General features: G+C 52.4%; 21 protein-coding genes and 4 tRNA genes. 4 read left to right on the top strand and 21 right to left on the bottom strand.

Annotated elements, in window-relative coordinates; genetic code table 11:
* Nucleotides 1-45: 45 nt before the first annotated feature.
* Nucleotides 46-582: a GNAT family N-acetyltransferase gene (locus tag LQK91_RS16995; protein ID WP_105099836.1), complete on the top strand. Its 537-nt coding sequence runs from the start codon at nt 46-48 to the stop codon at nt 580-582.
* Nucleotides 583-677: 95 nt separating this feature from the next.
* Here LQK91_RS16995 and rplS read toward each other — a convergent pair whose 3' ends face one another.
* From rplS to ffh, 5 genes are all read right to left on the bottom strand, one after another.
* Entirely contained in the window at nt 678-1,025 is a 348-nt protein-coding gene (gene rplS / locus LQK91_RS16990) for a 50S ribosomal protein L19 (RefSeq protein WP_003849035.1), read from the bottom strand.
* Nucleotides 1,026-1,069: 44 nt separating this feature from the next.
* Nucleotides 1,070-1,834: a tRNA (guanosine(37)-N1)-methyltransferase TrmD gene (gene trmD / locus LQK91_RS16985; RefSeq protein WP_003849037.1), complete on the bottom strand. Its 765-nt coding sequence runs from the start codon at nt 1,832-1,834 to the stop codon at nt 1,070-1,072.
* A gap of 35 nt (nt 1,835-1,869) precedes the next feature.
* Entirely contained in the window at nt 1,870-2,418 is a 549-nt protein-coding gene (gene rimM, locus LQK91_RS16980) for a ribosome maturation factor RimM (protein WP_003849039.1), read from the bottom strand.
* Between the two features lie 18 nt (nt 2,419-2,436).
* Nucleotides 2,437-2,685 (bottom strand): 30S ribosomal protein S16, encoded by a 249-nt coding sequence (gene rpsP / locus LQK91_RS16975; protein ID WP_003849041.1) that lies wholly within the window; start codon nt 2,683-2,685, stop codon nt 2,437-2,439.
* A gap of 142 nt (nt 2,686-2,827) precedes the next feature.
* A complete protein-coding gene (ffh, locus tag LQK91_RS16970; RefSeq protein WP_003849043.1) occupies nt 2,828-4,189 on the bottom strand; it encodes a signal recognition particle protein in 1,362 nt (453 codons plus the stop codon).
* A gap of 166 nt (nt 4,190-4,355) precedes the next feature.
* On the opposite strand from ffh, the gene LQK91_RS16965 reads away from it, so the two are divergent.
* Both LQK91_RS16965 and LQK91_RS16960 read left to right on the top strand, forming a co-directional pair.
* On the top strand, nt 4,356-5,156 hold the full coding sequence (locus LQK91_RS16965; RefSeq protein ID WP_003849045.1) for a cytochrome C assembly family protein: 801 nt from the start codon (nt 4,356-4,358) through the stop codon (nt 5,154-5,156).
* A gap of 15 nt (nt 5,157-5,171) precedes the next feature.
* Entirely contained in the window at nt 5,172-6,458 is a 1,287-nt protein-coding gene (locus LQK91_RS16960) for an HlyC/CorC family transporter (RefSeq protein ID WP_105099837.1), read from the top strand.
* 60 nt (nt 6,459-6,518) lie between these two features.
* On the opposite strand, the gene luxS is transcribed toward LQK91_RS16960, so the two are convergent.
* The 14 genes from luxS to tam all read right to left on the bottom strand — a co-directional run bounded on the left by luxS (nt 6,519) and on the right by tam (nt 17,555).
* Nucleotides 6,519-7,034, bottom strand: a complete 516-nt coding sequence (gene luxS / locus LQK91_RS16955; protein WP_003849049.1) for an S-ribosylhomocysteine lyase — start codon at nt 7,032-7,034, stop codon at nt 6,519-6,521.
* 153 nt (nt 7,035-7,187) lie between these two features.
* A complete protein-coding gene (gshA, locus tag LQK91_RS16950) occupies nt 7,188-8,795 on the bottom strand; it encodes a glutamate--cysteine ligase (RefSeq protein WP_008927088.1) in 1,608 nt (535 codons plus the stop codon).
* A gap of 31 nt (nt 8,796-8,826) precedes the next feature.
* Nucleotides 8,827-9,255, bottom strand: a complete 429-nt coding sequence (locus tag LQK91_RS16945; RefSeq protein WP_008927089.1) for a YqaA family protein — start codon at nt 9,253-9,255, stop codon at nt 8,827-8,829.
* Nucleotides 9,252-9,818 (bottom strand): fructose-1-phosphate/6-phosphogluconate phosphatase, encoded by a 567-nt coding sequence (gene yqaB, locus LQK91_RS16940; protein ID WP_003849054.1) that lies wholly within the window; start codon nt 9,816-9,818, stop codon nt 9,252-9,254. Before yqaB ends, LQK91_RS16945 begins: the two co-directional genes overlap by 4 nt.
* A 452-nt stretch (nt 9,819-10,270) precedes the next feature.
* Nucleotides 10,271-10,347 (bottom strand) — tRNA-Arg (locus tag LQK91_RS16935).
* 71 nt (nt 10,348-10,418) lie between these two features.
* Nucleotides 10,419-10,495: transfer RNA gene (locus LQK91_RS16930), tRNA-Arg, on the bottom strand.
* Nucleotides 10,496-10,713: 218 nt separating this feature from the next.
* Nucleotides 10,714-10,790, bottom strand: a tRNA-Arg gene (locus tag LQK91_RS16925).
* Nucleotides 10,791-10,798: 8 nt separating this feature from the next.
* Nucleotides 10,799-10,891 (bottom strand) — tRNA-Ser (locus tag LQK91_RS16920).
* Between the two features lie 282 nt (nt 10,892-11,173).
* Nucleotides 11,174-11,359: a carbon storage regulator CsrA gene (csrA, locus tag LQK91_RS16915; protein ID WP_008927091.1), complete on the bottom strand. Its 186-nt coding sequence runs from the start codon at nt 11,357-11,359 to the stop codon at nt 11,174-11,176.
* Nucleotides 11,360-11,608: 249 nt separating this feature from the next.
* Nucleotides 11,609-14,236: an alanine--tRNA ligase gene (gene alaS, locus LQK91_RS16910; RefSeq protein WP_105099838.1), complete on the bottom strand. Its 2,628-nt coding sequence runs from the start codon at nt 14,234-14,236 to the stop codon at nt 11,609-11,611.
* Between the two features lie 133 nt (nt 14,237-14,369).
* Nucleotides 14,370-14,888: a regulatory protein RecX gene (locus LQK91_RS16905; protein ID WP_105099839.1), complete on the bottom strand. Its 519-nt coding sequence runs from the start codon at nt 14,886-14,888 to the stop codon at nt 14,370-14,372.
* A 124-nt stretch (nt 14,889-15,012) separates the two neighbouring features.
* On the bottom strand, nt 15,013-16,083 hold the full coding sequence (gene recA / locus LQK91_RS16900) for a recombinase RecA (RefSeq protein WP_003849064.1): 1,071 nt from the start codon (nt 16,081-16,083) through the stop codon (nt 15,013-15,015).
* Between the two features lie 95 nt (nt 16,084-16,178).
* On the bottom strand, nt 16,179-16,673 hold the full coding sequence (gene pncC, locus LQK91_RS16895; protein ID WP_003849065.1) for a nicotinamide-nucleotide amidase: 495 nt from the start codon (nt 16,671-16,673) through the stop codon (nt 16,179-16,181).
* Between the two features lie 105 nt (nt 16,674-16,778).
* Nucleotides 16,779-17,555 (bottom strand): trans-aconitate 2-methyltransferase, encoded by a 777-nt coding sequence (tam, locus tag LQK91_RS16890; RefSeq protein ID WP_039660782.1) that lies wholly within the window; start codon nt 17,553-17,555, stop codon nt 16,779-16,781.
* Nucleotides 17,556-17,721: 166 nt separating this feature from the next.
* On the opposite strand from tam, the gene LQK91_RS16885 reads away from it, so the two are divergent.
* Complete coding sequence (locus LQK91_RS16885) at nt 17,722-18,609, top strand: dihydrodipicolinate synthase family protein (protein WP_078804911.1); 888 nt, start codon at nt 17,722-17,724, stop codon at nt 18,607-18,609.
* Between the two features lie 33 nt (nt 18,610-18,642).
* On the opposite strand, the gene LQK91_RS16880 is transcribed toward LQK91_RS16885, so the two are convergent.
* Nucleotides 18,643-18,978: a zinc ribbon domain-containing protein YjdM gene (locus tag LQK91_RS16880; protein WP_003849071.1), complete on the bottom strand. Its 336-nt coding sequence runs from the start codon at nt 18,976-18,978 to the stop codon at nt 18,643-18,645.
* Between the two features lie 80 nt (nt 18,979-19,058).
* On the bottom strand, nt 19,059-20,141 hold the full coding sequence (mltB, locus tag LQK91_RS16875) for a lytic murein transglycosylase B (protein WP_003849072.1): 1,083 nt from the start codon (nt 20,139-20,141) through the stop codon (nt 19,059-19,061).
* Nucleotides 20,142-20,243 lie beyond the last annotated feature (102 nt).

Here is a 20,243-nt window from a genome sequence, read left to right as displayed (position 1 = left end):
TGCAGGCAAAATGAGAATATTATTTATTTTCAGGCTGAGTCCATAATGCACGCCTCCCCACTGAACATCTCCCTTCGACCGTTTCTGCTAAGCGACGTCTCCGCGTTTACCGCTGCGGTCAATGCTTCTCTGGACAGCCTGATCCCGTGGATGGTCTGGGCGCATCACGATTACCAGCCTCATGATGCCGAAAGCTGGATCCGCTTTACCCACTGGCAACGGATGAAGGAGGAAGCGGAAGAGTTTGCGATTGTTGATCAGCATGACCAGCTGCTGGGGGGCGCAGGAATACGCTTTGCCCGCCATCCGGGTGACACCAGCGCAATAGGTTACTGGGTTCGCAGTGACGTTCAGCGTCAGGGAATTGCCTGCCGCGCGGTGGCAAAGCTACTCCCTCTGGGGTTTTCACGACCGGAGACCCGGTTGATTGAAATTCTGGCGGCGGAGGACAATCTGGCCAGTCGGAGAGTCGCTGAAAAGTGCGGCGGGCAGTTTATTGGCTGTCGCTATGGCTTGATCGTATTAGAGGCGGGACCGGTTAATACGGCGATTTATCATTTTCACCGGCCGGACGCCGGTTGACTGCAGGCTGCAAGGATGGCACTGACATAAAAAAGGGCTGGCAGATGCCAACCCCTTGTTTGCTATTAACTTTTAGATGTCGCGTTAGCGATACCTTAGTTAAGACGCTCTTTAATACGAGCAGACTTACCAGTACGCTCACGCAGGTAGTACAGTTTGGCTTTACGCACAGCGCCACGACGTTTAACAGCGATGCTGTCAATTACAGGTGAATGAGTCTGGAATACACGCTCAACGCCTTCGCCGTTAGAAATTTTGCGAACAGTGAATGCAGAGTGCAGACCGCGGTTACGAATAGCGATAACCACGCCCTCGAATGCCTGCAGACGTTTTTTAGAACCTTCAACGACCCATACTTTCACTTCCACGGAATCACCCGGGCGGAAGGAAGGTACGTCCTGTTTCATCTGCTCTTGTTCAATTTGCTTGATAATGTTGCTCATAATTAAATCTCATATCCTGGGTAAACTGATAGTCGGGGAAGAGCTTACTCTTCCACATCATCGTTTTGTTGCTGCTGAGATTCCCGCTGGAACTCATTCAACAACCTTGCTTGCTCTTCAGTCAGAGCCAGGTTTTCCAGAAGTTCAGGTCTTCTCAGCCAGGTACGGCCTAGCGACTGCTTCAGACGCCAGCGGCGAATATCAGCATGGTTACCTGACAGTAATACTGCCGGGACTTCCACGCCGTCTAACACTTCAGGTCGGGTATAGTGCGGACAATCCAGCAAACCTTCAGAGAACGAATCCTCATCGGCTGACGCCTGCTTGCCGAGTACGCCGGGAATAAACCGGGCGACTGCGTCAATCATCGTCATCGCTGGCAGTTCCCCGCCACTGAGAACGTAATCACCGATTGACCATTCTTCATCAATTTCGGTCTGGATTACGCGCTCATCAATCCCTTCATAACGGCCACAGACCAGAATTAACTTGTCCCGTGCCGCCAGTTCGCAAACGCCCTGTTGGTCCAGTTTGCGACCCTGAGGTGAAAGATATATCACCCTGGCCCCTTCACCTGCCGCTGCTTTCGCTGCGGAGATGGCATCCCGTAAGGGTTGTACCATCATCAGCATTCCCGGTCCGCCGCCGTAAGGACGATCATCCACGGTACGGTGCCGGTCGTGAGTGAAATCACGAGGACTCCAGCTCTGAATGCTGAGCAGACCGTTTTTTACAGCCCGGCCAGTTACCCCGTAATCGGTAATAGCGCGAAACATTTCTGGAAACAGGCTAATAACACCAATCCACATTGTATTCGCCGTTACGTTACCGTTCGATTCGGAGATCAAAAACCAGGATCCCAATCTACCTCAATGACGCCAGTAGAGAGATCGACTTTCCTGATAACCTGTTCATCAAGAAACGGAATTAACCGCTCCTGAGCACCGAACGCATCCTTCAGGTTTGCCTTAACGACGAGAACGTCGTTCGAGCCGGTTTCCATCATATCGATGACTTTACCCATCTCGTAGCCTTCAAGGTTAACGACCTGGCAGCCCATAAGGTCTTTCCAGTAGTAGTCACCCTCTTCCAGCGATGGCAACTGCGTCGAGTCAACCTGAATTTCGCAATTGGTTAACTGAGCCGCCGCATCCCGATCTTCAATGCCTTTGACTTTGATGATCAGGTCCTGATTGTGGTGCTTCCAACCTTCCAGTTCGACCTGCTGCCATTTACCGGCGCGCTGGATGAACCAGGGTTGGTAGTTGAAGATGCTTTCAGCGTCTTCAGTGGAGGAAAACACTTTGAGCCAGCCGCGAATACCGTAGGCGGCTCCCATCTTACCCAACACAATTGGGTTAACAGGAGGCTGTGCGGCAAGTTGTCTGCTCATGCTCACCACCGTGACAGATTAAGCTGCTTTCTTAGCTTCTTTGACCAGCGCGTTAACGCGGTCAGAAAGTGTTGCGCCCTGGCCAACCCAGTGCTCGATACGATCCAGATCAAGACGCAGACCTTCAGCCTGACCAGATGCGATCGGGTTGAAGAAACCAACGCGCTCGATGAAACGACCGTTGCGTGCATTGCGGCTGTCAGTGACGACGACCTGATAGAACGGACGCTTTTTAGCGCCGTGACGTGCCAAACGAATTGTTACCATAACATCCTCTTCAGTTAATAAAACACCCGGCCCCCATCGAGGAACGGGGTCCGGGTGCTGTATAAAAAGCCCGAAAATTTTACTCATTTTGGCGAAAAAAGCAACCCAAACCGTGCCTTTTCGGGCTTTTTTGTGGAACGCTTTAGCGGCCAGGGAAACCTGGCGGCATCATACCCTTCATGCCGCGCATCATTTTCGCCATACCGCCCTTCTTCATTTTCTTCATCATACGCTGCATGTCGTCGAACTGCTTTAATAAGCGGTTAACGTCCTGCACCTGCATACCGGAACCGGTAGCAATACGGCGCTTGCGCGAGCCTTTGATGATTTCTGGTTTCTCACGCTCTTTGCGCGTCATCGAGTTGATGATGGCTTCCATGCGCACCAGCACTTTGTCATCCATCTGCGACTTTACGTTATCTGGCAGCTGTCCCATACCCGGCAGTTTACCCATCAGGCTGGCCATGCCGCCCATGTTGCGCATCTGCTTTAGCTGCTCAAGGAAGTCATTGAGATCAAAACCGTCGCCGGTTTTCAGCTTCTTAGCCAGTTTCTCCGCCTGATCGCGGTCAACTTTGCTTTCGATGTCTTCAATCAGGGAGAGTACGTCACCCATGCCCAGGATACGCGAAGCAATACGCTCCGGGTAGAATGGCTCAAGCGCTTCGGTCTTTTCACCGACGCCCATGAATTTGATCGGTTTGCCGGTGATATGGCGAATTGACAGCGCCGCACCACCGCGTGCATCACCGTCAACCTTGGTCAGAATAACACCGGTCAGCGGCAGCGCTTCATTAAAGGCTTTTGCCGTGTTTGCGGCATCCTGACCGGTCATGGCATCGACCACAAACAGGGTTTCTACCGGCTTGATCGCCGCATGAACCTGTTTGATTTCGTCCATCATTGCTTCGTCAACGTGCAGACGGCCGGCGGTATCCACCAGCAGCACATCGTAGAACTTCAGACGAGCTTCACGCAGCGCATTGTTGACGATATCGACCGGCTTCTGGCTGAGATCGGACGGACAGAAATCCACGCCAACCTGCTGTGCCAGCGTTTCCAGCTGTTTAATTGCCGCCGGACGATAGACGTCGGCAGAAACCACTAAAACTTTCTTCTTGTGCTTCTCGCGCAGGAATTTACCCAGCTTAGCAACACTGGTGGTTTTACCGGCACCCTGCAGGCCCGCCATCAGCACCACGGCTGGTGGCTGTGCTGCCAGGTCGAGTGCGTTGTTCTCTGCACCCATCGCCGCAACGAGTTCGTTACGTACGATTTTGATAAACTCCTGACCTGGCGTCAGACTTTTATTCACATCATGACCGACCGCGCTCTCTTTCACACGGTTGATGAAGTCACGCACCACCGGCAACGCAACGTCAGCCTCAAGCAGTGCCATGCGCACTTCACGCAGGGTCTCTTTGATGTTCTCTTCAGTCAGCCTTCCGCGGCCGCTGATATTTCGCAGGGTTTGCGACAAACGATCGGTTAAATTATCAAACATGGTCTCTCACTAAAAAAAAGATCGCGAGGCGCCTGATCGGCAGAATGCGGCGGATTATAACACGAAGCCTCGGCGATCTCTGCAATTGCCCCTCAGATCGTTTGGAGCCTGCTTCGGCTGGCGCTATACTGCCTTTTTCCTTATCTGACTGAACCTGAAAGGATCTATGTTCGTTTTCGCGATAGTGGCGCTATTCGCCTACTCCTTAAGTCTTGCCTTGATCATTCCCAGCCTGTTGAAACGTAACGGCGGCTGGCGGCGAATGGCGATGCTCTCTGCCTGTGTGGCGCTGGTGACACACGCGGTGGCCTTGCAGCAACGCATATTTGCTATTGATAGCGGACAGAACTTAAGCCTGCTTAACATTGGTTCACTGGTCAGCCTGTTGATTTGCGCCATCATGACCATTGTGGCGTCACGCAACCGTGGCTGGCTACTGCTGCCGATTGTTTATAGCTTCGCGCTGATCAATCTGGCCTTTGCCACCTTTGTCCCCAATGCGTTCATCACGCATCTGGAAACTACGCCAGGCATGATGATCCACATCGGCCTGTCGCTGTTCGCCTACGCAACGCTGATCATCGCCGCGCTTTATGCGCTGCAGCTGGCGTGGATCGATTATCAGTTAAAAAACAAGCGACTGGCGTTCACCCAGGATATGCCGCCGCTGCTGACCATCGAACGTAAGATGTTTCACATCACCCAGGTTGGCGTCGTGCTGTTAACGCTGGTGCTCTGCACCGGTCTGTTTTATATGCAGGATCTCTTCAGCGCAGAAAACGTCGATAAAGCCGTGCTCTCGATCATCGCGTGGTTTGTTTATATCGTTTTGCTCTGGGGGCACTATCATGAAGGCTGGCGTGGTCGCCGCGTCGTCTGGTTTAACTGCAGCGGTGCGGTGCTGTTGACCATGGCTTACTTCGGCAGCCGCATCCTGCAGCATCTGCTTGTCCCTGGTTCTCGTTAAAAAGGAAGTTTTGCGTTGGAGAATGTTTCAACTACCACGCTGATTATTATTCTCTGCATCATGGTACTGGTTTCAGCATATTTCTCAGGTTCTGAAACCGGCATGATGACACTGAATCGCTATAAACTGCGCCATCAGGCTAAAAATGGTGATCGCGCAGCTCGACGTGTCGAAAAACTGCTGCGCCGCCCGGATCGTCTGATCAGTCTGGTGCTGATTGGTAATAACCTGGTCAATATCCTTGCTTCCGCGTTAGGCACTATTGTCGGAATGCGTCTGTATGGTGATGCGGGTGTCGCCATTGCAACCGGCGTGCTGACCTTCGTGGTGCTGGTCTTCGCTGAAGTGTTACCCAAAACCGTGGCGGCCCTTTATCCGGAAAAAGTGGCCTATCCGAGCAGCTTTTTACTTACTCCGCTGCAATACATCATGCTACCGCTGGTCTGGCTGCTGAACACCATTACCCGGCTGCTGATGCGCCTGGCAGGTATTCGCTCTGACGGCTCTGTTAACTCTGCGCTGAGCAAAGAGGAGTTACGCACCATTGTCTATGAGTCGCGTAGCCTGATGTCACGCCGTAACCAGGACATGCTGCTCTCCGTGCTCGACCTGGAGAAAGTCAGCGTTGACGACATTATGGTGCCACGTAATGAGATTGTTGGTATCAACATCAACGATGACTGGAAGTCAGTCGTGCGCCAGCTAAGCCATTCACCTCATGGCCGCATTGTGCTGTTCAGAGATTCACTGGATGACTGCGTCGGCATGCTTCGTGTGCGTGAAGCCTGGCGCATGATGACGGAGAAAAAAGAGTTCACTAAAGAGACGCTGCTGCGCGCTGCCGATGAAATCTACTACATTCCCGAAGGAACGCCGCTGAACACCCAACTGGTGAAGTTCCAGCGCAACAAAGAGAAAGCGGGCGTGGTGGTGGATGAATATGGCGACATCAAAGGGCTGGTGACGATAGAGGATATTCTGGAAGAGATTGTTGGTGACTTCACTACCTCCATGTCACCGTCGCTGGCGGAAGAAGTGATGCCGCAGAATGATGGGTCCGTGCTGATTGAAGGCAGTGCCAGCGTGCGTGAAATCAATAAGGCATTTAACTGGGATCTGCCAGAGCAGGAAGCGCGTACCATCAACGGCATGTTGCTGGAAGCGCTGGAGGAGATCCCTTCTAATGCCACACGTGTTCAGATTGGTAACTACAACGTCGATATTCTGGACGTGCAGGATAATATGATTAAACAGGTGCGCATCACGCCGAAGACGCCGCTGAAAAAATCGGTCGGTTCCTGAAGCCATAAAAAAACGCCGCAATCGAGATGATGCGGCGTTTTTTTAGCAGAGAAGTCCTGACTAGATGTGCAGTTCTTTCAGCTTTTCAGCAGGCAGTTTCAGATCGTCATTACGGTTTACGCCAATCTCATGCGCCAGCACATTGCGGGCAATCTGCTGCGCTTCATCCAGTGAGTGCAGCTTGTAGCTGCCACACTGATATTCATTCAGCTCAGGGATCTGGTTCTGATCTTTCACTTTCAGAACATCTTCCATCGCCCCTTTCCACGCTTTCGCAACGCGCTGCTCGTCTGGCGTACCAATCAGGCTCATGTAGAAGCCGGTACGGCAGCCCATTGGCGAGATATCGACGATTTCCACACCGTCACCATTCAGGTGATCACGCATGAAGCCGGCAAAGAGATGCTCCAGCGTATGAATGCCACGCTCAGTGAGGATATCAATGTTCGGACGGCAAAAACGCAGGTCAAAAACGGTAATCGTATCGCCATGCGGAGTCTTCATGGTTTTCGCAACGCGGACTGCCGGTGCGCCCATGATGGTGTGATCAACGGTAAAACTGTCCAGTAGTGGCATACGTCACCTCCTGTTCTGAGAATTTTTTTTAAAACGATGAAACTTTTCTGTTCGCCCAACGTCTGAATATATGAAAGACGCGCATTTGTTATCATCATCATCCCTGACAACAGAGATGTTAATTTGGCCACATTGATGTGGCCTTTTTCTTTTCTACCCTTCCCGGCTCGCCAGATACGCTTCAAAATCCAGCTTATCATTTGCTTCCAGCTGCTGCTGTGCAGCAACAGATTCCTGCGCCTGACGCGTGAAATCTTCTTCTGTCAGCACTTCCAGCGGTTCTTCACAGAGCATATGGCGATACTGTTCAGCCAGTGCCACGCCGGTGCCGGTTACACCATTATCCTTCATTGCCTGAAGGATGCGCGCCGAGTAGGTTAGCTCAGGATCATCAAAGGATGCTACCAGTTGATCACAAACCTGCTGATATTCCGTGCTGTCCTGATTGTGACTGTCTAAGACTTCAGCAACCCGGCGCAGGTCGGCAAACAGGGTTTTGCCCACTTCAACCAGCGAATGTTCCGCTTCTCCACAACCCACCGCAATTTTCTGATCCGGTTTACGCCCTTCGAGCACTACCCGATTCCAGTTTTTGCGGGTGCATTGCAACTCATCTGCACTCATTTCCGGTGCATCCGCCAGGGTACACCAGATCAGGAACAGATCGAGGAAGCGAACCTGATTCTCATCGACGCCGATGGCAGAGAACGGGTTGATATCCAGTGAACGCACTTCAATGTATTCGATGCCACCGCGCAGCAGCGCATCAGAAGGCGCTTCACCCGAGCGTGTAACACGCTTAGGCCGGATGGGCGCATAGAGCTCGTTCTCAATCTGCAGCACGTTAGTGTTGAGCTGCAGCCAGTTACCGTCAGCATCTTTGGCGCCCATCGCTGCATACTCATCTGACGGCGTCTTGATCGCTTTTTTCAGCGCAGTGACATAGCCTTCCAGCGAGTTAAACGTGATGCCCAGAGCGCTCTGCGATTTATTGGTGTAGCCTAAATCGCTCAGACGCAGCGAGGTGGCATACGGCAGCCACATCGTATCTTTGTCATTGGTTTCAAATGGCAGCGCGCTCTCACGACCCTGCAGGAAACTGGAGCTGATAGCCGGTGATGCGCCAAACAGATAAGGTATCACCCAGCCGAAGCGATAGTAGTTACGAATCAACCGCAGATAACCTGCGGAGATAGTCTCTTTTCCGCTTTCCTGATCTTTCACGTCAGCCCACTCCTGCCAGAAAGAAAGTGGCAGCGAGAAGTTATAGTGAATGCCAGAGATCGTCTGCATTAACGCGCCGTAGCGGTTTTTCAGACCTTCGCGGTAAAGGGTCTTCATCTTACCGATATTGGATGTGCCATATTGCGCCAGCTCAATATTGTCAGCATCGTCAATGACGCACGGCATACTGAATGGCCACATGCGTTCATCACCCAGTTCACGGGCAACGTGACGGTGGATATCGCGCAGGAACGCCAGCATATGATCAATGCTGTGATCCACTGGCGTGATGAATTCCAGTAACGTTTCGGCAAAATCAGTGGTGATCCAGTCATGTTTCAGTGCCGAGCCCAGAGATTCCGGGTGGCCGCTTTTTGCCAGATCGCCATTTTCCTGTACACGCAGCGTTTCACGCTCGATGCCACGACCAATCCCTTTAAGGGCATTGGGATGCGCTTCCAGCCAGGATAGCGCTTTAGATACGTCCGGGATCACATTACCCCCCCGCTGTGATAATAATTTATTTTTGTTCAGCATAATGTTAACCGTAGCCCCGAATCTGTGCGAATCAATGCCACCATTGCATACCCTGTAATGTGGCAGTCGCGATAACGATATAACGCAGTGTTTTACCGACAGCGAGAAACAGTATCGCTGGCAGCCAGGCGAAACGTAACCAGCCCGCGAGAACGCAGAGCAGATCACCTATCACCGGTAGCCAGCTGAATAAAAGTGCTGCTGGTCCCAGTCGGTGCAACCACGTCATTGCTGTGTCATGCCATCGCCCCTGACGTTTTAACGGCAGCAGGCGACCAATAAGAATGTTGGTTAAACCGCCCAAGGTGTTTCCCAGTGATGCGGCTACAAGCAACCCGTAAACTGATGTCTTTTTTGCTATCAATAGTGCTATCAGTAATGCTTCAGAACTTCCCGGCAGGAGCGTCGCACTCAGAAAACTGCTGCCAAACATCGAGGCATAGGTAAGTACGTCACTCACAGTAAACGAACATCCACCACTGCCATGCCTGCCGCTTTAGCGGCCTGAATACCAAAGTCTGCATCTTCGAACACCACACAACGTGCCGGCGCCACACCCATCAACTCAGCGCAGCGCAAGAAGGTCTCAGGCTCAGGTTTATGATGCTGTACGTCGTCAGCGCCGACGACTGCCGTAAAGAGCTCACGCACGCCAAGCTGCGTCAGTAACGCCTCTGCCATGCTATGTTCACTTCCGGTCCCCACAGCCATAGGACGACGCCCGTGATACGCCTTCGCCACCTCCAGTAAAGGCAGCGGCTTAACGTTTTCCAGCAGCATCGCTTTCACAGCAGCGGTTTTTTCTGCAGCAAGAAGATGAGGGTCGTGTGACGACTGATTGGATTCAATGATGAATTGCGCAAGCCGCCAGGCAGGTGCGCCATTAAAGTCGATAATACGTGCTTCATCCAGCGTTAATCCGTAACGCTGGAGCACCTGACGCCACGCTTTTCGATGTGTCGGCTCAGTATCAAGAATCGTGCCGTCCATATCAAAAATCAGGCCGTCATATTGATCGTACATTGTCACTCCGGACATTCACCAAATGAGACATTACTTTAGCCTAATGTGGACAGGTTGTCGCCAGGGGGGATGAACAGCAAATGCTTTGAAAGCATTAGCAATTTTTGTTTTCAGATAAAGGTGATCGTGCGCGGCCAGCGATAACCGTACGAATTTTCAGCGATTTTTTAACATTACTCTGGCAGGCAAGCGGTGGCGGACGGGCATGGGCAGTAAAATGGCGATCTCTGAGGCGGAGAAAATGTGTTACGTGTCGCTTAAGTCAGGATGATGAATCAATGGGGCAGATCAGGCAGGAAAACAGTGTGGGTAAAGCCAGAGGGTAACTGCAGGGGAGCAGTTCAGGATGCTCGTTCAGCGCTTGCTGTACAGGGTATAAAAAAGTATGTCTCTTTTGAGGTCTTAGCGATGATTACGCCAAATTCATTGAGGGAACTTAAAACTGAAGAAGATGGTGCATCCAGGAGGATTCGAACCTCCGACCGCTCGGTTCGTAGCCGAGTACTCTATCCAGCTGAGCTATGGATGCATTGGGGTCTATCTTTTGGGGTACAACTTTTTATGGACTAACAGAAACCAACCTGAGGATGTTACAAAGAATGGTGCATCCAGGAGGATTCGAACCTCCGACCGCTCGGTTCGTAGCCGAGTACTCTATCCAGCTGAGCTATGGATGCATAAATCTAATTCTTGTACAACGCAGGGTGCTAACTACTCACCATGAAAGGAATTGCTAATTCGCTTTATTTCTTTATTTTCGATGGTGCATCCAGGAGGATTACTCAGCTTGCGCTTCGCCCTGCGGGCCGTTGCTAAAGCAACGTTATCCTCCTTAGTGCGGCCTGTACGCTAATGCGTCATGTCACACCGAGGCACTTCTCCATATTCGAAAATATGGTGCATCCAGGAGGATTCGAACCTCCGACCGCTCGGTTCGTAGCCGAGTACTCTATCCAGCTGAGCTATGGATGCATCGAAAATGGCGGTGAGGGAGGGATTCGAACCCTCGATACAGCTTTTGACCGTATACTCCCTTAGCAGGGGAGCGCCTTCAGCCTCTCGGCCACCTCACCTTACGCTTTCTTTCGAACCGTGCGTCTGAACTTGTTTCTGCTCATCGGCACTGCGTGGCGCACATATTACTTTCCCGGACTTTTAAGTCAAACAATTTTTCCGAAACTTTGTTTGATTGAGCAAATCACACACAATTGGGGCAAAATGAAGACAAAAAGAGTGAATTATCAACAATGAGAGAGGATGACGTTAACTAAACAGGGAGAAAGCGGGAGAGAAGAAAAGAGAGGATTTTTAGACAAAGCGGTAGCGCCTCGCACAGGTGCGAGACGCTGAATCCGTTAAACGCTGGTTTGTTGCGTTTTTTCAGCCTGGATGCGTTGATAGATCTCTTCGCGATGCACAGACACTTCTTTCGGTGCGTTAACCCCAATACGTACCTGGTTACCTTTAACACCCAGCACCGTTACAGTTACCTCATCACCGATCATGAGGGTTTCACCAACTCGACGAGTTAGAATAAGCATTCTTTGCTCCTTGAAAGATTAAAAGAGTCGGGCTTGTACAGGCTCCCGGCATTATCCATCATTTAACGCTGCACATTGACTATGAGAGATACACCAATGCACATCGATGCGCCAATACATTCTGCTGATAGTTAGTTTAGCCGAAATACACTACATCAGCCTGACTTTGTCATTTGCTGCTTTAGCATCGTATTAAAAAGCGCCGGAACCAGCGTTCTGACGCTTTTTACAATGCCTTGTTCTAAGTTATTAAAGGCGGCTGTTAACCCAGCTCTCAACGCCTGCCAGAGCGCCTTTCAGCCCTTTAGCATCCGTACCACCCGCTTGTGCCATATCAGGACGGCCACCGCCCTTCCCGCCTACCTGCTGTGCCAGACCGGCGATCAACTCGCCCGCTTTAACACGGTCAGTCAGATCTTTGGTCACACCGGCAATCAGCGACACCTTACCTTCGGCAACCGTCGCTAGCACGATAATCGCAGACCCGAGTTGATTCTTGAGGTCATCAACCATGGTACGCAACATCTTAGGCTCGACATTGTTGAGCTCACTGACCAGCAGTTTCACGCCCTTAACATCGATGGCATTGCTACTCAGTGAAGCGCTCTCCTGGGCAGCTTGCTGGTCGCGCAGTTGCTGCAACTCTTTCTCCAGAGCCCGCACATGGTCAACGAGACCACGCACTTTCTCGTTCAGGTTGCTGCTGTTCGCTTTAACCAGTTGCGCAAGATCCTGCAGCTGACTGCTTTGCGCATTAACCTGTGCCAGCGCGCCTTCACCCGTAATAGCTTCGATACGACGGATACCTGCTGCCGTACCTGACTCAGCCTGAATACGGAACAGGCCGATATCACCGGTGCGTGCAGCGTGAGTACCACCACACAATTCGACTGAGAAATCACCCATGGTCAGAACGCGCACGCGCTGATCATATTTCTCGCCAAACAGTGCCATTGCACCTTTAGACTTCGCCGCATCCAGATCCATCACTTCCGTTTCAACCGGCAGGTTGCGACGAATCTGCGCATTGACGATATCTTCGACCTGACGAATCTCCTGAGGTTTCATCGCTTCGAAATGCGAGAAGTCAAAACGCAGGTATTTGTCGTTAACCAGCGAGCCTTTTTGCGCCACATGCTCACCTAAAACCTGACGCAATGCGGCATGCAATAAGTGGGTAGCAGAGTGGTTCAGACGGATGCGCGCACGACGTGCCGCATCAACCTGCGCCTCAAGACGATCACCGATACGCAACTGCCCTGCGGTCAGCTTACCGACATGACCGATTGCCTGACCATATTTTTGTGTATCCTGGACGCTAAATTCAGCATTCTTCCCTTTCAGCAGACCGGTATCGCCTACCTGACCACCTGATTCGCCATAGAATGGCGTTTCATCCAGCACGACCACGGCATCCTGACCTGCGGTCACTTCATCTACCGCTTCGCCCGCAACATAGAGCGCTTTTACCGTGGCGGCTAAATCGAGCTGGTCATAACCTTTGAATGATGAGGCGGCATCAATGCGAATAACATTGCTGTAGTCAGCACCGAAGCCACTCGCTTCACGTGCGCGCTGACGCTGCTGCTCCATCGCCTGCTCAAAGCCCGCTTCGTCGATTTTCAGATTGCGTTCGCGGCAGACGTCAGCCGTTAAGTCAGCCGGGAAGCCAAAAGTATCGTAAAGACGGAAGACGATTTCGCCATCCAGCGTGTCGCCCTGCAGTTTTTCCAGCTCTTCATCCAGCAGCGCCAGTCCGCGCTCCAGCGTTCTGGCAAACTGGTCTTCTTCGCTTTTCAGCACCTGCTCAACCTGAGCCTGCTGACGCTGCAACTCTTCGCCTGCCGCGCCCATGACCTCAATCAGTGGTGCAACCAGCTTATAGAAGAAGGCTTCTTTGGCGCCCAGCATGTTGCCATGACGCACGGCACGACGAATGATACGACGCAGCACATAGCCACGGTTCTCATTCGACGGGATCACACCATCGGCAATCAGGAAAGCACAGGAACGGATGTGGTCGGCAATAACGCGCAGCGATTTGTTGCTGAGGTCAGTTGCACCGGTAACCTGCGCAACGGCCTGAATCAGTTTCTGGAACAGGTCGATTTCATAGTTGGAGTTAACATGTTGCAGAACGGCGGAAATACGCTCAAGGCCCATTCCGGTATCAACCGACGGTTTTGGCAGCGGCAGCATGGTGCCATCTGCCTGACGGTTGAACTGCATAAAGACAATGTTCCAGATTTCAATGTAACGATCGCCATCTTCTTCCGGGCTGCCTGGTGGGCCACCCCAGATGTGATCGCCGTGATCGTAGAAAATCTCGCTACATGGACCACAAGGACCGGTATCGCCCATCTGCCAGAAGTTATCAGACGCGTATGCGCTGCCCTTGTTGTCACCGATGCGAATAATGCGCTCGCGCGGCACACCGATTTCATTCGCCCAGATATCAAAGGCTTCATCGTCGGTTTCATAGACCGTCACCCACAGACGCTCTTTTGGCAGGCTGAACCACTGCTCGCTCGTCAGCAGTTCCCAGGCAAAACCAATCGCCTCTCTCTTGAAGTAGTCACCAAAGCTGAAGTTACCCAGCATTTCAAAGAAGGTGTGATGACGTGCGGTGTAACCGACATTTTCAAGATCGTTGTGTTTACCGCCTGCGCGTACGCAGCGCTGTGACGTGGTCGCACGTGTGTAATCACGTTTGTCCTGCCCGAGGAACACATCTTTAAACTGGTTCATCCCGGCGTTGGTAAACAACAAGGTTGGATCGTTATTCGGTACGAGGGAGCTGCTGGTTACAACCTCATGTCCCTTGCTATGAAAAAAGTCGAGAAACGCTTGACGGATCTCAGCAGTGCTCTTGCTCATATATGTCCTGGAATCACGCTAACGAACGTTCCCTCTGATCGGCGCGACCACACTTTCGTGGTGCCTGATTAGTGGAACAAAAAGTGGGAATAAGATAAATTTTCTTCAGTGGGAAGTAAAATTACATCGGCTTTTAGTCATCAAAATTTCTGAAAACAGATTGGATATCTTCGGTCATAAAGCCCTTTGACTGCAGATAGCGTAGTACTTTCGCTTTCTCTTTCCACTCTGTGGGCAATGGGTGTCCGAATTTTCGTTCCGCCAGCTGAGCCGCGCACACCGCCCAGTCGACTTCCGTCTCTTCCATCGCAAGATCAATGGATTCACGGTCAATGCCTTTCTGGGCCAGTTCGAGGCGCACACGTTGCGACCCAAAACCTTTGCGGCTTCGACTCTGAATAAAACGCTCGGTAAAACGTTCGTCATTGAGCCAGCCGCTCTCCTGGCACCAATTCAGTACCTGTTCAAGCAGCGCTTCAGTGACAATTTCAGGCTCTTTTTTCTGTGCCCATGCGGCACGCTGCGCTGATTGTTGCAGCTTACGGGCTAATTCTGCACGGCTGTGATCGCGCTGGCCAAGAATACGCATCGCACGGTCCAGCAGACGGGAATAGGAGACGACATCAGGTTGGGGCTGAGAGGGTTCAGTCATACTGCGCACCTTGTACAAACAGGAGTGAGATTATGGCGACAGAACAGGACAGAGGGAAGGCAAGAAGAGTAATGGCGGGGGGAAACAACGATGGGAGAGGCTTTCGCCCCTCCCGCATCAGTGATTAGAAGTCTTCGTTCGCTTCACTTGCTGCGTTTTCTTTCTCGGCAGCCTTGTCAGCTGCTGCGAGTTTTTCATCCGCGCCGTTGAGCAACATCTCACGCAACTTCAGATCAATTTCGTTTGCCACAGCAGCATTCTCTTTCAGGAAGTTGCCGGCATTCGATTTGCCCTGACCAATCTTGTCGCCGTTATAGCTGTACCACGCACCCGCTTTTTCAATCAGCTTGTGCTTCACGCCCAGGTCGACCAGCTCACCAAAGGTATTGATACCTTCGCCATACATGATTTGGAACTCAGCCTGTTTGAATGGCGCGGCGATTTTGTTTTTCACCACTTTAACGCGGGTCTCACTGCCGACCACGTTATCGCCCTCTTTGATTGCGCCGATACGACGGATATCAAGGCGGACAGAAGCGTAGAACTTCAGCGCGTTACCACCGGTGGTGGTTTCCGGGTTACCAAACATCACACCAATTTTCATACGGATCTGGTTGATGAAGATCAGCAGGGTATTAGACTGCTTCAGGTTACCGGCCAGCTTACGCATGGCCTGGCTCATCATACGTGCCGCGAGGCCCATGTGAGAGTCACCGATTTCACCTTCAATTTCTGCTTTAGGCGTCAGAGCGGCAACGGAGTCGACGATGATGACATCAACCGCACCAGAGCGCGCCAGCGCATCACAGATTTCCAGCGCCTGCTCACCCGTATCGGGCTGAGAACAGAGCAGGTTCTCAATGTCTACGCCCAGTTTCTTGGCGTAAACCGGATCGAGCGCATGCTCAGCATCGATAAAGGCACAGGTTTTGCCTTTACGCTGCGCAGACGCGATAACCTGCAGGGTCAGCGTGGTTTTACCAGAAGACTCCGGTCCGTAGATCTCAACGATACGACCCATTGGCAGACCGCCTGCGCCTAACGCGATATCCAGCGACAGCGAACCAGTAGAGATGGTTTCCACATCCATTGAGCGGTCTTCACCCAAGCGCATGATGGAGCCTTTACCAAATTGTTTCTCAATCTGGCCAAGCGCGGCAGCTAAAGCCTTCTGTTTGTTTTCATCAATCGCCATTTCAACTCCTAATCAAGCCGGGTAAACACGCACTCAGGGTGCCTGTACTCTTTCTGTTGCCAGTAATTATACTGTATAGTCATACAGTATCAAGTTTAATTTGTCAGAAATTCGCCATACAGCGTCTGTAAGGCCCATGCCACCGACTGGCGGCGAACGGCCTCACGATCGCCGTTAAAATGTTGCTTCAACGCCAACACGTTGTCCTGTGGACCGGCAAAGCCGAACCACACCGTACCCACCGGTTTTTCTTCATTGCCGCCATCCGGGCCCGCAATACCGCTGACAGAGATCGCGTAGTCAGCATGGGCCGCCTTGCGGGCACCCTGCGCCATCTCGCGCACCACCGCTTCACTGACCGCGCCATACTGCGCCAGCGAGTCAGCCTGCACATCCACCATCTGTTGTTTTGCTTCATTGCTGTAGGTCACAAAACCGCGTTCGAACCAGGCGGAACTGCCGCTAATATCGGTAAAGACTTTAGCAATCCATCCACCCGTGCAGGATTCCGCACAGGTTACGGTGGCATTGCGTTGCTTCAGCTTCTCACCTATCTGCGCACTAAGCGCCTGCAACTGCTGATCATCCATTGCCATTTCTCCCTGGGTTATGGGTTGAAGGTGGTGCAGAAAGTCTGCTTTTTCAAGGACGCTTATCCCGATTGCACTGTTTTTGCGACCGGCTTTCCATCGTACTTACTCTTTTTTCATCGCAACCATGAAAAGACGCGGGAAAGCGAGCAGAACCTGACCATCGGCCTGAGCCGGATAGGCGGTAAGCAGACGCTGATGATAATCAGACAGAAAAGCTGTCTGTTCAGACGCATCCAGCGTCGCCAGGAAAGGCCGTAAGCCCGTCGCCTGCAGCCAGCTGATAATCGCCTGCGCATCGGCCATTACGTGATAGTAGGTGGTACGCCAGATATCCACCTCACAACCGGCCTGCACCAGCAGATTGTAGTACTCGCCTGTTGAAAGCAGCTCTGTACGTTCAACTGCACTGGCATTGATGCGTGAATGCCAGCGCTCTGTTGCCGCCACCTCGCGCATCAGTTGATGCGAGGGCTCATTAAGGTTATCAGGCATCTGGATAGCCAGCACGCCTCCGATTGCCAGCTGGCTGACAAGATGAGGAAACAGCATGGTGTGGTTGTCGAGCCATTGCAGAGAAGCGTTGGCATAAATAACCTGCTGCGGCACCTCTGCCTGCCAGCTGCGAATATCTGCCTGAACAAAACGGCAGTGCGGCAGGCGTTCGCTGGCCTGAGATAACATCGCCGCTGAACTGTCGAGTCCGGTGACCTGCGCCAGCGGCCAGGTATCGGCGAGCAGCTCGGTACTGTTGCCGGGCCCGCATCCCAGATCGGTTACCTGCTCAACCTGTTCAAGGCTAATGCGCGCCAGCAATTCGCGGGCTGGACGGGTTCGTTCCGCTTCAAATTTACGATACAGCACAGGATCCCACTCTTTCATCATGACCTCTCGCTCAGTTATCAGGTGCATCCGCTTACTGAGACGGATGAAAGACGAAAAAGTGCGACACGTTGCTCACTTTTGAATCATGTGCTGGCAGAGATGGACTGGAATAATTAAGTTAAAACACTGTTTCATTTTTTAACGCCCCATCCAGGAGTTCGCTATGAGTGAAAAATCGGCTTTTGCCGGCGTCTGGTGCCCTAGCGTCACCCCGTTCAATGCGCAGGGTGAACTCGATATCGACGCGCTCGGACGACATTTTGCCCGCCTCAATGATTCTGGTCTGGATACCTTGTTGGTGATGGGCAGCATTGGTGAATTCGCCTCACTGACACAGCAGGAGCGTTTACAGCTGATCAGGGAAGCCAGGCCGTTGTCACCCCTAAAAATGGTGGCAAATGTCTCGGCGACCTGTATCCCTGACATGCTGGAACTGACTGAAGCCGCCTGGAAAAATAACTTTGACGCAGTGATGGTGCTGCCGCCCTACTATTACGGCCAGACGCAACAGCAACTGATGCACTACTTCGAGGCACTTGACGCGCAGCTTGGGGGAAAATGGTTTGCCTATAATTTTCCGGCACGCACCGGCTGCGATTTGACGCCAGCGCTGATTGCTGCGCTGGCAGCAAAGTTACCTAACTTTGTGGGTATCAAAGATACGGTGGATTGCCTGTCGCATAACCGGGCGATGATTGAGGAGACCAGCAAAGTGCGCAGTGATTTCGCCGTGCTGTCAGGCTATGACGAATACCTGCTTCCCAATCTTCTGGCGGGCGGCGCCGGGGTGATTTCAGGTCTGAATAATCTTGTACCAGAGTACTTTGCGCAGATGATGGCCGCGTGGCGAAATGGCAATCTGTCTGAGCTGACGCGTCTGCAGCAGCAGATCGGCAGGCTGATGGCAATTTACAGTATTGGTGATGATTTTGTGACGACGATTAAGACGGCCGTTGCACGTCGTTATGACTCAATGAACAGCGCCTCACGCAACTACGGTGGTGCGCTGAATGCGGAACAGTGCGCCGCGATCGATCGGCTTTTCAGCTAACTGAATAACGGGCACATCCCTGCGCCCCGGATCTCAGTTCTTTTTCACGAACTCAGATTTCAATTTCATCTGACCAAAACCGTCAATTTTACAATCGATGTTGTGATCCCCTTCCACCAGACGGATGCTTTTCACTTTGGTACCAATCTTCAGCGATGAGGAGCTGCCCTTCACCTTGAGATCTTTAATCACCGTGACGCTGTCGCCATCTGCCAGCAGATTGCCATTGGCATCACGCACTTCCAGCGATCCGTTGCTGCTGTCACCCTCTCCTTCGGTCCAGATATGACCGCAGGAGGGGCAGTTGAGGTTATCGCCATCTTGCCAGGTGTAATCGGCGTGACAAGCTGGGCAGGCAGGTAAAGACATAACGACTCCAGAGATATCAGTGGCTGTGTGGCCTGAAAAAGGGCGTCATCATATAACCTTACAGTTAACAAGGATAGCCTTTATAACAGGCCACCCTGCCGTGCCTTGCTCACCGCCTCACCCAGCTGCCACACCGCCATCGCATAATGGGTGCTGTGGTTGTAGCGGGTAATGACATAGAAATTCGGTAAGCCGTACCAGTACTGGTAGCTGGTGCCTAAGTCGAGGCGCAGCAGACTGACCTGATCGTTTCCGTCCAGCGAGCCCTGTGGTGACAGGCCTGACGCCGCCAGCATGCTCACGCTGTAACGGGTTTTGAAGCCATCTTCCAGCATCGGTGCCTGACCGCTGGCCGGAACCGCCACATTTTCGCCGCTGCGCCAGCCGTGCTTCTGGAAGTAGTGCGCCACGCTGCCGATAGCATCCTCCGGATCCCACAGGTTTGCGTGACCGTCGCCGTTGAAGTCAACCGCATAATCATTGTAAGACGACGGCATAAACTGGCCATAGCCCATCGCCCCGGCGAAAGACCCTTTCAGCGCCAGCGGGTCATCCTGCTCTTTACGCGACATCAGAAGGAAGGTTTCCAGCTCGCTGCTGAAGTACTCGGCGCGGCGCGGATAGTTAAACGATAAGGTTGCAAGCGCATCCAGGATCCGCGTTTTCCCCATCACGCGACCCCAGCGGGTTTCCACGCCAATGATGCCGACAATAATTTCTGGCGGCACACCATAGACCTGCTGCGCACGTTGCAGCGCATCCTGATACTGGTTCCAGAACGCCACACCGTTTTGTACGTTATCGGGCGTAATAAACTTGTTGCGATAGCGGATCCAGGCACCGTTAGGCCCCGGCGCAGGTGTGTAGCTCGGCGCCTGACGATCCATCAGCCGCAGCACATAATCCAGTCGCTTAGCCTGACCGATGATGTTGTGCAGCTGCTCACGGTCAAAGTCATGCTTCTCCACCATCTTATCGATAAATTGCTCTGCTGCCGGATTACCTGCGAAGTCGCCGAACATCGCCTGTCCGCTGTGGGACGGCTGCAGTAAAAAACCGCCCTGTGGTGCAGCCAGCATCTTCTGCTGGGACGGAACTTCAGGTTTGCTGCTGCAGGAGGCCAGAAGCGGGATGAACGCAAGGAGGGCTAACTTGAGACGCATCGGTTATCCATAAACGAGGGGTAAATTCAGATGCGGTAATAGTAGTCGTTCAGCGCAATGACATACAGTCCGGAATGTTAAAAAAATGTCAACGCCGCAGTG

This window comes from Pantoea sp. MHSD4, assembly GCF_021043305.1.
Lineage (GTDB): Bacteria > Pseudomonadota > Gammaproteobacteria > Enterobacterales > Enterobacteriaceae > Pantoea > Pantoea eucalypti.
The sequence above is the reverse complement of the archived record's forward strand: the minus strand, read 5'-3'. Positions and strand labels throughout refer to the sequence as shown.